A 12,627-nucleotide genomic window follows, 5' to 3' on the forward strand; every position below is an offset into this window, starting at 1 on the left:
GGTTGTGGTACAGGCCGACCACGTCCACGACCTTGTCGACGAACTGCGGGTCGGTGGAGAGCTTGAAGGAGTCCTGCAGGTGCGGCTTGAGGTCGAACCTCTTCCAGATCCGCCCGATGGTGGACTTCGACAGCCCGGTGCGGGCGGCCATCGAGGCCCGCGACCAGTGCGTGTCCCGGCCCGGGGTGGATTCCAGGGTCGCGACAATGACGTCTTCGACCTGGTCGAGCAGGATCGAGGGCGGCCGGCCGGTTCGCGGTTCGTCCTGCAGGCCATCGAGGCGATCGGCTACGAAGCGGGCCCGCCAGCGGTCCACGGTCGACTGGTCGACCCCGAGATCGGCGGCAGCCTGCTTGTTCGTCCCGCCCTCGGCGCACCGCAGCACGATCTTCGCCCGCAGCGCGAGGTACTGGGCGGTCTTCGCCCGCCTCGCCCAGCGCACCAGCTGGGCCCGCTCGTCCTCGGTCAGGACCAGCTCGGACTTCGGCCGGCCGATGGGTGCCTCGTCCGCAAGCCCCGCCAGTCGCTCGGCGGCGAACTTCCCACGCCACTTGCGGACCGTCTTCACGCCGGCACCCACCGCCTGCGCGGCACCCGCATTCGACATGCCATCGGCGCAGGCCAGGATGATCCGGGCCCGCTCAGCCACACGCCGGTCCGGCAGCCCCGCCCGGCGCACCAGCTCGATGCGCTCGTCGTCGGAAAGAACGATCTCTACAGCAGCGGGGCCTCGATGCGTCATGAAAAGAAGGTAGCAACTAACCCTCAGAATTTCTGGCGCAGCACACTAGGAGGCGATCCCCTCGGGGATCGCCTTCTTGACGGCCGGGGCGAGATCGATCAGTACGCCCGTGCTGTCCCGCCCGTCGGTCACCCGCACCTCGACATAGGCTTCACGGTTGGCGGTCGTGAAGCGGTACGTCTCGTCGTCCTGCTGTTCCATCAGCCAGTCGACGCCGTTCACGCCCCCCGCCATCGCGTCCGGGTCGTTGCCGTTCGCCACCTTGGGATCGATCATCTTCGGCGGCTGCCCGACACCGCACCGCAGTATGATCGCCACGCCGCCCCAGCCCGCGGTCAGTTCGGACGCGGGTTCGGGATCGTCGCGATTCTCACCGTCCACCGTCGCCGGCAGGGCCTTGTCCAGGTTCCGGCACAGCTCGGTGACCTTCGCGTCCGGGCTGGGAACCGCCGCCGACGCGCTGTCGTCTGCCGAGGAACAGCCCGCGGTGGTGATCAGCACGACGGCGGCGAGTGCGGGCAGGACTGCGTGCCGGTGACGGAAGGAACTCACCGGCACAGGGTAGACGGGGGCTACAGATGGACGACCGGGCAGGTCAGGGTACGGGTGATGCCGTCCACCTGCTGGACTTTCGCGACCACCATGCGCCCCAGGTCGTCGACGGTGTCGGCTTGGGCGCGCACGATGACGTCATAGGGTCCGGTCACGTCCTCGGCCTGGATGACTCCAGGGATCTCGCCGATCAGATCGGCGACGGTCGACGCCTTGCCGACCTCCGTCTGGATCAGGATGTACGCCTGTACCACGAAACCTCCAGAGCGGACACGAGGATCATGTGGGGAAAAGGAACGCCACGGTATCGCGTCGCCGCTCTTCGCGGGGAGACCTGCGGGACCCAAACCCCGCGCGCCGGGGTCCGGACTGGACAGAAGGTGACGGTCACTTCGACCGTAGCGAGGACACAGACGACTCGCGACCGGGAACGGGAACGGGACCGGGAACGGACAGGGAAAGAAGGGGAGCTGGGGAAATGAAGGGCACTGTTGGTGAGCTCGGGGAGTTCGGGCTCATCAGGGAGCTCACCTCCCGTCTCACCACCACGCCGGCGGTCCGGGTCGGCCCCGGCGACGACGCCGCGGTGGTCGCCGCACCCGACCGCAGGGTCGTGGCCAGCACCGACATCCTGTTGGAGGGCCGTCACTTCCGCCGCGACTGGTCCACGGCCTACGACGTCGGCCGCAAGGCCGCCGCCCAGAACCTCGCCGACATCGCCGCCATGGGCGCCGTACCGACCGCGCTGCTGCTCGGCCTGGTCGTCCCCGCGGAACTGCCGGTGACCTGGCCCTCGGAGCTGATGGACGGCCTGCGCGACGAGTGCCAGGTCGCGGGCGCCGCGGTGGTCGGCGGAGACGTCGTCCGCGGCGACACGATCATGGTCTCGATCACCGCGCTCGGTGACCTGCGCAACCAGGAGGCGGTGACCCGGAGCGGCGCACAGCCCGGCGACCTCGTCGCGGTGACCGGCTGGCTCGGCTGGTCCGCGGCCGGGCACGCGGTGCTCTCGCGCGGCTTCCGCTCGCCGCGCGCCTTCGTCGAGGCGCACCGCCGCCCCGAACCGCCGTACCACGCGGGCCCCGCAGCCGCGGGGCTGGGCGCGACGGCGATGTGCGACGTGAGCGACGGACTGATCGCCGACCTCGGTCACATCGCCGAGGCCAGCAAGGTATGCATCGACATCCGTTCCGGAGCGATCGACATCCCCTCCCAGATGAACGACATCGGACAGGCCGTCGGTGTCGACCCCATGCAGTGGGTGCTGACCGGGGGAGAGGACCACGCGATCGTGGCCACCTTCCCGCCGGACGTGAAACTGCCCGCCCGCTGGAAGGTGATAGGCGAGGTGCTCAACCCCTCGGCGCTGCCCCAGGTGACGGTCGACGGAGCCCCCTGGACCGTTCAGGCCGGCTGGGACCACTTCGGGGACATCGAGTCATGAGCGCCGGGGTCGCTCCACCGAGGGTGCTGACCGTGGCCGGCTCGGACTCCGGCGGGGGCGCGGGAATCCAGGCCGACCTGAAGACGATGCTCGCGCTGGGCACGCACGGCATGAGCGTGGTCACCGCGGTGACCGCGCAGAACTCCCTGGGTGTGCAGGGCGCCTGGCCGCTGCCGGTGGAGGCGGTACGGGCCCAGTACCGCAGCGTCGTCGACGACATCGGCGTCCAGGCGGTCAAGACCGGCATGCTGGCCTCCGCCGAACTCGTCGAGGCGGTGGCCGATCTGATCTCCGGGACCCGGGCGCCGGTGGTCGTCGACCCGGTCGGAGTCTCCAAGCACGGGGACGCGCTGCTGGCGTCCTCCGCGCTGGACTCCGTACGGACGAAGCTGCTGCCGGTCGCGACCGTGGCCACGCCGAACCTGGACGAAGTGGCGCAACTCACCGGTGTGCGGGTGGAGTCGGAGAAGGACTTCCGCCGGGCCGCGGAGGCGCTGCTGGAGTTCGGGCCGCGGTGGGTCGTGATCAAGGGCGGTCACCTCGCCGGGGGTACGGGCGAGGCCGTCGACCTGCTGACGGACGGTTCACAGGAGCACTGGCTGCGCGCTCCGAGGTACGACAACCGGCACACCCACGGCACGGGCTGCACCCTCGCCTCGGCGATCGCCGCGCACCTGGCGAAGGGCCGGCCGGTGCCGGCGGCGGTGACGGCCGCCAAGGAGTACGTCACGGGGGCGATCGCGGCCGGATTCGCGCTGGGCGGCGGAATCGGGCCGGTGGATCACGGATGGGCGCTGAGGGGGGCCGACGCGGGCTGAGAGCGTCCGCCCGGCAGACGTACGTGTGGCAGATGTACGTACGGGAGCCGGTCCGTGCGGGCACGGCAAAAAGCCGGTCCACTTCGGGTGGACCGGCTCAGTGCGGTGGACCAGCTGTGGCCGCGCGCTCAGTGAGAGCGTCAGCGCGAGACCTTGCCGGCCTTGATGCACGAGGTGCAAGCGTTCACGCGCTTCGGCGTCCCGCCCACCACGGTACGCACGCGCTGGATGTTCGGGTTCCAGCGACGGGGCGTACGGCGGTGCGAGTGCGAGATGTTGTTGCCGAAGCCCGGCCCCTTGCCGCAGACGTCGCAGTTGGCAGCCACGGGTCACTCCAAAGACTTCAGATGCACTTACGGTTGATCCCGGCACGGCCGGGATCAGGATGCCGGAGCTCCAGGAGCCCTTGGGAATCTGAGTGGCTTTGCCAGGGAGAGGCCCGATTCGGATCGGGCAACCGGAGCAGCATACAACGGCTGCACCAGCAGAACGAAACTACCATGGCAGCTCAGGGGCCCGTCCCGGCCCGCTTCCGCCGCCCGGCACCCCAAGGTCTACGCTGCGAGCCACGGCCGGCAGCTCAGGGAGGCGCAGGTGGCGCAGGTGCCGCAGACATTCTTCGATGCTCTCGCGGTGCGTGCCTGGTGCGGACTTGCGCTCGACGCCCTCGGCCGGGCGCGTGAGGAGATCGACGCGATCAATGTCTACCCCGTGGCGGACGGCGACACCGGTACGAATCTCTACCTGACGGTCGAGTCCGCCGCCACTGCGGTCGAGGCGGTGTTCGCGGGGCACGAGGCCGAGCGGACCGACCGGGCTCACGACCCCGACGGGCCCGACGGAACCAAGGGGCCCACGCTGGCCGAGGCGGCGCGGGCGATGGCACACGGGGCGCTGATCGGTGCCCGCGGGAACTCCGGGACGATCCTGGCCCAGTTGCTGCGGGGGATGGCACAGGTGCTGGCCGGGTACGAGACGGAGACCCGCGCCGACGGGCAGGGGCTGCGGCAGGCCCTGCGCAACGCGGCCGACTCCGCGCGTCAGGCCGTGGCCCACCCCGTCGAGGGCACCGTGCTCACCGTCGCCTCGGCCGCCGCCGACGCGGCCGGCGGAGCGGAGGGCGACTGCGGGGCGGTCGCGCGGGCGGCCTACGAGGGGGCCGGCGCGGCCCTCGCCGCGACACCGGGCCAGCTGGCCGTGCTCCAGCGGGCGGGAGTGGTGGACGCGGGCGGCAGGGGACTGGTGGCGGTGCTCGGGGCGCTGGTGGAGACGTTCACGGGGGAGACGCCGAGGAGCCCGGCGCCCGATTCCGTGCGCCACGCGCGCGTGGCGCATGGCGCGTCCGCCGGGTCCGCGCAGTGCGCCGACGGTGAGGGTGCGACGGGGCTCACCGGGCCCGCCTTCGAGGTGATCTACCTCCTGGAGGCCTCGGACGCGGCCGTGGAGCGGCTGCGGCAGCGGCTCGACGGTCTCGGGGACTCGCTCGTCGTGGTCGGCGGCGACGGACTGTGGAACGTCCACGTCCACGTCGACGACGCCGGCGCCGCCGTGGAGGCGGGGGTCGAGGCCGGACGCCCGCACCGTATCCGGATCACGCACTTCGGCGCCGGTGACGCACACACCTCCGGTGCCGGGCGTCCGCTCCAGGAACGTGTCCAGCGGGCCGTGGTGGCCGTGGTGCCCGGAGAGGGGCTGGCCGGCCTGTACACCGAGGCCGGTGCGACCACGGTGCTCGCCCGGCCCGGTGAGCCGCCGGCGAGCGGTGAGCTCGTCGAGGCCGTGCGGCGGGCGCACGCGCGTGAGGTGGTGCTGCTGCCCAACGACGAGGAGCTGCGTCACACCGCCGCCGCGGCGGCCGAACAGGCCCGCGCCGAAGGGCTCCGGGTGGCGCTCATCCCGACCCGTTCCGCGGTCCAGGGCATCGCGGCGCTCGCGGTGCACGAGCCGGAGCGCCGCTTCGACGAGGACGTGGTGGCGATGACCTCGGCGGCCGGCGCGACCCGGTACGCCGAGGTCACCGTCGCCGAACGGCAGTCCTGGACCATGGCCGGCATCTGCCAGGCCGGCGACGTCCTCGGCCTCATCGACGGTGATGTGGCCGTGATCGGCGACGATGTCACGGCCACCGCCGCGGCCGTCCTGGACCGGATGCTCGCCGCGGGCGGAGAGATGGTCACCCTGGTCCTCGGTGACGAGACCCCGCACACCCTCGCCGCCCACCTGGAGGCCCGGGTCCGTGAGGGCTACCTGGCCGTCGACACGGTGCTCTACCACGGCGGCAGACAGGGCGCCCTGCTCCTCATCGGCGTGGAGTGAACACCGGGGCCCTCCCGTCGTCAGCGCGGTCGCTCCGGACCGGCCCGTAGGACCGGCGCGTGCCGGAGCGCGTCGTCCTGAAACCCCGTTGACTCGCCTGACCAGGGATTTCCCGAGACGTTCAGGGGCGTTCCGGCTCCCGCGTTCCCGCTTTGTCAGTGCCTTGGTGTGCAATGGATCTCGTGCCCGCACTGCGAGAACCACTGGAACAGCCACTGAAGTCGGTGCTCGGCCCTCCCACCGCGAAGGTGATGGCCGAGCACCTCGGCCTGCACACGGTCGGCGACCTCCTCCACCACTACCCCCGCAGGTACGAGGAGCGCGGTCAGCTCACGCACCTCGTCGACCTCCCCATGGACGAGCACGTCACCGTGGTCGCCCAGGTCGCCGACGCCCGCCTGCACACCTTCGCCTCCTCCAGGGCCCCGCGCGGCAAGGGCCAGCGCCTGGAGGTCACCATCACGGACGGCAGCGGCCGGCTCCAACTGGTCTTCTTCGGCAACGGCGTCCACAAACCGCACAAGGAACTCCTGCCGGGCACCCGCGCGATGTTCGCCGGCAAGGTCTCCGTCTTCAATCGCCGACTCCAACTCGCCCACCCCGCTTACGAGTTGTTGCACGGTGACTCGGAGGAGAGCGTGGAGACCTGGGCCGGCGCGCTGATCCCGATCTATCCCGCCACCGCCAAGCTGGAGTCCTGGAAGATCGGCAAGGCGCTCCAGACCGTCCTGCCCAGTGCCCGGGACGCCGTGGACCCTCTCCCCGGCGCACTGCGCGAGGGGCGCGGCATGGTCCCGCTGCCCGAGGCCCTGCTGAAGATCCACCGCCCGCAGACCAGGGCCGACATCGAGGATGCCCGCGCCCGCCTCAAATGGGACGAGGCCTTCGTCCTCCAGGTCGCCCTCGCCCGCCGCCGCCATGCCGACGCCCTGCTTCCCGCCGTCGCCCGCAGACCGAGGCCGGACGGCCTGCTCGCGGCCTTCGACGACCGCCTCCCCTTCACGCTCACCGAGGGCCAGCAGAAGGTCTCGAAGGAGATCTTCGACGACCTGGCGACGGAGCACCCGATGCACCGGCTGCTCCAGGGCGAGGTGGGCAGCGGAAAGACCCTGGTCGCCCTGCGCGCCATGCTCGCCGTCGTCGACGCAGGGGGACAGGCGGCCATGCTCGCGCCCACCGAGGTGCTCGCCCAGCAGCACCACCGGTCGGTCACCGAGATGATGGGCGAGCTGGCCGAGGGAGGAATGCTGGGCGGGGTGGAGAACGCCACCAAAGTGGTGCTGCTCACCGGCTCCATGGGCGCGGCGGCCCGCCGCCAGGCCCTGCTCGACCTGGCCACCGGCGAGGCCGGCGTCGTGATCGGCACCCACGCGCTGATCGAGGACAAGGTCCAGTTCCACGACCTGGGCCTGGTCGTCGTCGACGAGCAGCACCGGTTCGGCGTGGAACAGCGCGACGCCCTGCGCGGCAAGGGCAAGCAGCCCCCGCACCTGCTCGTCATGACCGCCACCCCCATTCCGCGCACGGTCGCGATGACCGTCTTCGGTGATCTGGAGACCTCCGTCCTCGACCAGCTCCCGGCCGGCCGCTCGCCCATCGCCAGCCATGTCGTCCCCGCCGCCGACAAGCCCCACTTCCTGGCCCGCGCCTGGGAACGGGTGCGCGAGGAGGTCGAGGGCGGCCATCAGGCGTACGTGGTCTGCCCGCGCATCGGCGACGAGGAGGACGAGCCGAAGGCAGGGAAGAGGAAACCCCCGGCGGCCGCGGGGGAGGCCGATGCCGAGAGGCGTCCGCCGCTCGCCGTCCTCGACGTCGCCGACCACCTGGCGAAGGGGCCGCTGCAGGGTCTCCGCGTGGAGGTCCTGCACGGCAGGATGCAGCCCGACGACAAGGACGCCGTCATGCGCCGCTTCGCCGCGGGCGAGACCGACGTCCTGGTCGCCACCACCGTCATCGAGGTCGGGGTCAACGTCCCCAACGCGACCGCGATGGTGATCATGGACGCGGACCGCTTCGGCGTCTCCCAGCTCCACCAGTTGCGCGGCCGGGTCGGACGGGGCTCGGCCCCTGGCCTGTGCCTGCTGGTCACCGAGATGCCCGAGGCGAGCCCGGCCCGGCAGCGGCTGGGCGCGGTCGCCGCCACCCTCGATGGCTTCGAGCTCTCCCGCATCGACCTCGAACAGCGCCGCGAGGGCGACGTCCTGGGCCAGGCCCAGTCCGGCACCCGCTCCAGCCTGCGCATGCTCGCCGTCATCGACGACGAGGAGATCATCGCCGAGGCCCGCGAGGAGGCGGCCGCGGTCGTCACCGCGGACCCCGACCTGGAGCGTCTGCCGGGGCTGCGCACGGCACTGGCCGCCCTGCTGGACGACGAGCGGGAGCAGTACCTGGAGAAGGGCTGACAGACTGGAGCCATCCTTCGGGTCCGCGGCACCCAGCCACGTACGCGAACGCATCCCGAACGCATCGACACACATCCCGAACACATTCCGAGCGCACCGACCAAGGACGAGGACCAGGACATGACCCGCGTGATCGCCGGCCGGGCCGGCGGGCGCCGCCTGGGCGTACCGCCGGGCAACGGCACCCGACCCACCTCCGACCGTGCGCGCGAAGGCCTGTTCTCCACCTGGCAGGCCCTCCTCGGCGGCCCGCTGGAGGGCGAGCGCGTCCTCGACCTGTACGCCGGCTCCGGCGCCGTGGGCCTGGAGGCCCTGTCCCGGGGAGCGGGGCACACCCTCCTCGTCGAGGCCGACGCCAGGGCCGTCCGCACGGTCCGGGACAACATCAGGGCGCTGGGACTGCCCGGCGCCGAAGTCAGACCGGGCAAAGCGGAACAGATCATCTGCACGCCCCCGCCGGCGGCCGGGCCGTACGACATCGTCTTCCTCGACCCCCCGTACAGCGTCTCCGACGACGATCTTCGCGAGATCCTGCTCACACTCCGCTCCGGGGGGTGGCTCGCAGAGGAAGCCGTCGTCACCGTGGAGCGCAGCACCAGAGGCGGAGAGTTCGGGTGGCCGCCCGGTTTCGACGCGATCCGGGCCCGTCGCTACGGCGAGGGAACGTTTTGGTACGGTCGCGCCGCCTCTACGTGCGAAGACGCACGATGACCGGACCGGAGAGCGAGGGATCACAAGTGCGCCGCGCCGTATGCCCCGGGTCGTTCGACCCGATCACCAACGGACATCTCGACATCATCGGCCGCGCCTCCAGCCTCTACGACGAGGTCTACGTCGCGGTGATGATCAACCAGTCCAAGAAGGGCCTGTTCGAGGTCGAGGAACGGATAGACCTGATCAGCCGGGTCACCGCCGAGTACGGAAACGTACGGGTCGAAGCCTTCCACGGTCTCCTCGTCGACTTCTGCAAGCAGCGCGACATCCCCGCGATCGTCAAGGGCCTGCGCGCGGTCAGCGACTTCGACTACGAGCTGCAGATGGCCCAGATGAACAACGGCCTCTCGGGTGTGGAGACCCTCTTCATCCCCACCAATCCCACCTACAGCTTCCTGTCGTCCTCCCTGGTCAAAGAGGTCGCCACCTGGGGCGGCGACGTCTCGCACCTGGTGCCCCCGGAAGTCCTCTCCGCTCTCTCCGAGCGGCTGCGCAGGGACTGAGCGCCGCCGGGGCGGCCGCCCCGGGGCGGTGGGGGCCCCGGCAATCCGACGGCCGGTGTTCCCCGCCCGGCCCGGGGCCGTACAGTCGTTGCGTCCGTCTCCAACACAGCTGTAGGGAGTGGCGAGCACACGGTGGACGTGCAGAAGAAGCTGGACGAGATCGTCGCCGCGGTCTCCGGTGCCCGGTCGATGCCCATGTCGGCCTCGTGCGTGGTCAACCGCGCAGAGCTGCTCTCGATGCTCGAAGAGGTGCGCGCGGCGCTGCCCGACTCCCTCGCCCAGGCCCAGGAACTCATCGGCGACCGCGAGCAGATGGTCGAGCAAGCCCGCCAGGAGGCCGAGCGGATCATCGAGGGCGCGCACGCCGAGCGTGGCTCCCTGATCTCCGGCACGGAGGTCGCCCGCCGCTCCCAGTCCGAGGCCGACCGGATCCTCGCCGAGGCCCGCAGGGAGGCCGAAGAGGTCCGCGCGGAGGCCGACGACTACGTCGACTCCAAGCTCGCCAACTTCGAGGTCGTCCTCACCAAGACACTCGGCTCCGTCGGCCGCGGCCGCGAGAAGCTGCTCGGCACCGGACCCGGACTCGACGAGCAGGGCTATGTGGACCCCGAGGAGGACGACGCCCCCGAGCGCAGTCACGACCCGGAGACCCTGCGCCGCAGCGCCGACGAGTACGTCGACGTCAAGCTCGGTGCCTTCGAGGCGGTCCTCGCCAAGACCCTGGAGGCGGTGGGCCGGGGCCGTCAGACCCTGCACGGCCGGATCGCCAGCGACGACCTCGGCGCCCTCGCCGAGGACCCCACCACGATCCAGCACTCCAGCGACGCCGACTACCTCGCCGACCTCGCGGCCATGCCGGACATCCCGGCCCAGCGGGCCCCGCAGCAGCCGCAGGAGGCGCCGCAGGTCCCCCAGCAGGACCCGCAGCAGCAGGACTACGCCCAGCAGCAGGCGGCGTACGGCTACCAGCAGCCCGACCCGTACGGCGGCTACCAGCAGCAGTACGGCGGCGGGCAGGATCCGTACGGCTACCAGCAGCAGGCCGCCCAGCAGGACCCGTACGCCGCCTACCAGGGCTACGAGACCCCGCAGCAGCCGGCGTACGACCCCGGCCAGGCTCAGCAGGGCTACGTCCCGCAGCAGCAACAGACCCCGGCCGTCCTCGACGAGACCAGTCTCTTCGACACCAGCATGATCAGTGCCGAACAGTTGCGGGCCTACGAACAGGGCCGCGGCAACGGCTGACCGGCCCGTCGCCGGTCGCCACGGGGCCGGATTGGGCGGAGAGCCGAAGGTCCAGTATCCTGGCTCCTCGGTCGTGTGCACATCCGCGATCCACGCTGCCCGGGAACTCCACGGGTCGGCGTTCCCTCAAGCTCGAAGATCGAAAGCAGGAATGGCTCTGAACGCCCGCCTCGACCACCGTAATCCCCTCGTGTTCGACACGCACGAGCTGGGACGGAGGCCGGGCGCGCTGCAGCGGCTGACCCGCTCGGTCGAGGCGCCCAGGGACTTCGGTATCCAGGGAGTCGTCGGAGTGCCGGAAGGCGCCCCGGTGGAGCTTGAACTCCGGCTCGAGTCGGTCATGGAAGGGGTGCTCGTCACGGGCACCGCCCGTGCGACGGCCGAGGGGGAGTGCGTAAGGTGTCTGGAGCCGCTCGAGCTGGAGCTCGTGGCGGATTTCCAGGAGATGTTCTCGTACCCTGACGCCGACGACCGGGGCCGTGCGATCGCGGAGCCGGGCGACGACGCCGAGGACGACGAGGACAGGCTCTTCCTCGAGGACGGCATGCTCGACCTCGAGACCGTGCTGCGTGACGCGGTGGTGCTCGCACTGCCGATGCAGCCGGTGTGCCAGGACGACTGCCCCGGCCTGTGCTCCGAATGCGGAGCCCGGCTCGCGGACGACCCGGACCACCACCACGACGCCGTCGACATCCGTTGGGCGGCACTGCAGGGACTCGCCGGTTCACTCGAAGATGGCGAGAAGGACGAGATGAGCGGCGACGGGCCAGGATCCGCGGACGCCGCCGAGAAGCAGGAGAAGTAGCCGTGGCTGTTCCGAAGCGGAAGATGTCGCGCAGCAACACGCGCCACCGCCGGTCGCAGTGGAAGGCTGCGGTCCCCACCCTGGTTGCGTGCGAGCGCTGCCACGAGCCCAAGCAGCAGCACATCGCGTGCCCGTCTTGCGGCACCTACAACAAGCGCCAGGTCCTCGAGGTCTGAGCGGCTGGTGAGAGGCACTGTGTCCACGCCCAAGAAGCAGTCGTCCCGCGTGAGCGGGAGCGGATCGGCGGACGACAACCAGGCCTCGTCCCACACGCTTCTGGAAGGGCGGCTCGGCTACCGGCTCGAGTCCGCCCTTCTGGTGCGTGCGCTGACCCACCGCTCCTACGCGTACGAGAACGGCGGCCTGCCGACGAACGAGCGGCTGGAGTTCCTCGGGGACTCCGTGCTCGGCCTCGTCGTCACGGACACGCTGTACCGCACCCACCCCGACCTGCCCGAGGGCCAGCTGGCCAAGTTGCGGGCCGCGGTGGTCAACTCGCGTGCGCTGGCGGAGGTGGGCCGCGGGCTCGATCTCGGTTCCTTCATCCGGCTCGGCCGCGGTGAAGAGGGCACAGGTGGCCGGGACAAGGCGTCCATCCTCGCCGACACCCTCGAAGCGGTGATCGGCGCGGTCTATCTCGACCAGGGCCTCGAGGCGGCCTCCGAACTGGTGCACCGCCTGTTCGACCCGCTGATCGAGAAGTCCTCGAACCTCGGTGCCGGCCTGGACTGGAAGACCAGCCTCCAGGAGCTCACCGCGACCGAAGGGCTCGGCGTGCCCGAGTACCTGGTCACGGAGACCGGCCCCGACCATGAGAAGACCTTCACTGCTGCCGCCCGCGTCGGAGGCGTCTCGTACGGCACCGGCACCGGCCGCAGCAAGAAGGAAGCGGAGCAGCAGGCCGCCGAGTCCGCCTGGCGGTCCATCCGGACCGCGGCCGACGAGCGTGCCGCGGCGGCGGCCAGGGCCGAGACGGACGAGCCGGCCGCCGACGTCGACGCGGGTGCCGAACCGGCCGCCGGCGCACCGTCGGCCTCCGCCTGACACCACACACGCCGAGCGCGACCCGAGCGCCCGCCCCCGACG

The 12,627-nt window shown here is 71.2% G+C and carries 14 protein-coding genes; 10 read left to right on the top strand and 4 right to left on the bottom strand.

Annotated elements, in window-relative coordinates; genetic code table 11:
- The 3 genes from DIZ27_RS30925 to DIZ27_RS30935 form a co-directional block, all read right to left on the bottom strand.
- Positions 1-742, bottom strand: a 742-nt coding sequence (locus DIZ27_RS30925) for an IS630 family transposase (protein ID WP_109381792.1), incomplete at its 3' end; no start/stop codon positions are given.
- Positions 743-787: 45 nt separating this feature from the next.
- Positions 788-1,294, bottom strand: a complete 507-nt coding sequence (locus tag DIZ27_RS30930) for a DUF3515 domain-containing protein (protein ID WP_109381731.1) — start codon at positions 1,292-1,294, stop codon at positions 788-790.
- Between the two features lie 20 nt (positions 1,295-1,314).
- Complete coding sequence (locus tag DIZ27_RS30935) at positions 1,315-1,548, bottom strand: Lrp/AsnC family transcriptional regulator (RefSeq protein ID WP_109381732.1); 234 nt, start codon at positions 1,546-1,548, stop codon at positions 1,315-1,317.
- Positions 1,549-1,772: 224 nt separating this feature from the next.
- Here DIZ27_RS30935 and DIZ27_RS30940 point away from each other — a divergent pair, with 224 nt between their 5' ends.
- Together DIZ27_RS30940 and thiD are read left to right on the top strand one after the other, a co-directional pair.
- Positions 1,773-2,738 carry a thiamine-phosphate kinase gene (locus DIZ27_RS30940; RefSeq protein WP_109381733.1) on the top strand — a complete coding sequence of 322 codons (966 nt, stop codon included), beginning with the start codon at positions 1,773-1,775 and terminating at the stop codon, positions 2,736-2,738.
- Positions 2,735-3,556 (top strand): bifunctional hydroxymethylpyrimidine kinase/phosphomethylpyrimidine kinase, encoded by an 822-nt coding sequence (gene thiD, locus DIZ27_RS30945; protein WP_109381734.1) that lies wholly within the window; start codon positions 2,735-2,737, stop codon positions 3,554-3,556. The genes DIZ27_RS30940 and thiD overlap by 4 nt, the downstream gene beginning before the upstream one ends.
- 140 nt (positions 3,557-3,696) lie before the next feature.
- On the opposite strand, the gene rpmB is transcribed toward thiD, so the two are convergent.
- Positions 3,697-3,882 carry a 50S ribosomal protein L28 gene (gene rpmB / locus DIZ27_RS30950; RefSeq protein WP_004924906.1) on the bottom strand — a complete coding sequence of 62 codons (186 nt, stop codon included), beginning with the start codon at positions 3,880-3,882 and terminating at the stop codon, positions 3,697-3,699.
- A 268-nt stretch (positions 3,883-4,150) separates the two neighbouring features.
- Between rpmB and DIZ27_RS30955 the strand changes: the two genes are divergently transcribed.
- The 8 genes from DIZ27_RS30955 to rnc all read left to right on the top strand — a co-directional run bounded on the left by DIZ27_RS30955 (position 4,151) and on the right by rnc (position 12,585).
- Positions 4,151-5,872, top strand: a complete 1,722-nt coding sequence (locus DIZ27_RS30955; RefSeq protein WP_109381735.1) for a DAK2 domain-containing protein — start codon at positions 4,151-4,153, stop codon at positions 5,870-5,872.
- A gap of 173 nt (positions 5,873-6,045) precedes the next feature.
- Positions 6,046-8,274 carry an ATP-dependent DNA helicase RecG gene (gene recG, locus DIZ27_RS30960; RefSeq protein WP_109381736.1) on the top strand — a complete coding sequence of 743 codons (2,229 nt, stop codon included), beginning with the start codon at positions 6,046-6,048 and terminating at the stop codon, positions 8,272-8,274.
- 120 nt (positions 8,275-8,394) lie between these two features.
- Entirely contained in the window at positions 8,395-8,985 is a 591-nt protein-coding gene (rsmD, locus tag DIZ27_RS30965; RefSeq protein ID WP_109381737.1) for a 16S rRNA (guanine(966)-N(2))-methyltransferase RsmD, read from the top strand.
- A 26-nt stretch (positions 8,986-9,011) separates the two neighbouring features.
- Positions 9,012-9,491, top strand: coding sequence for a pantetheine-phosphate adenylyltransferase (gene coaD, locus DIZ27_RS30970; RefSeq protein WP_109381738.1), 480 nt, complete (start codon positions 9,012-9,014; stop codon positions 9,489-9,491).
- A gap of 132 nt (positions 9,492-9,623) precedes the next feature.
- The gene (locus DIZ27_RS30975) at positions 9,624-10,736 is read left to right on the top strand and encodes an ATP synthase F0 subunit B (RefSeq protein ID WP_109381739.1); all 1,113 of its coding nucleotides are present in this window, start codon (positions 9,624-9,626) and stop codon (positions 10,734-10,736) included.
- Positions 10,737-10,887: 151 nt separating this feature from the next.
- Positions 10,888-11,541 (top strand): DUF177 domain-containing protein, encoded by a 654-nt coding sequence (locus DIZ27_RS30980; protein WP_109381740.1) that lies wholly within the window; start codon positions 10,888-10,890, stop codon positions 11,539-11,541.
- A 2-nt stretch (positions 11,542-11,543) separates the two neighbouring features.
- A complete protein-coding gene (gene rpmF / locus DIZ27_RS30985; RefSeq protein ID WP_003951102.1) occupies positions 11,544-11,717 on the top strand; it encodes a 50S ribosomal protein L32 in 174 nt (57 codons plus the stop codon).
- Between the two features lie 7 nt (positions 11,718-11,724).
- A complete protein-coding gene (gene rnc, locus DIZ27_RS30990) occupies positions 11,725-12,585 on the top strand; it encodes a ribonuclease III (protein ID WP_375232020.1) in 861 nt (286 codons plus the stop codon).
- The last annotated feature ends 42 nt before the right edge of the window (positions 12,586-12,627 follow it).

Origin of the sequence: Streptomyces sp. NWU339 (assembly GCF_003143855.1) — a bacterium.
Taxonomy (GTDB): domain Bacteria; phylum Actinomycetota; class Actinomycetes; order Streptomycetales; family Streptomycetaceae; genus Streptomyces.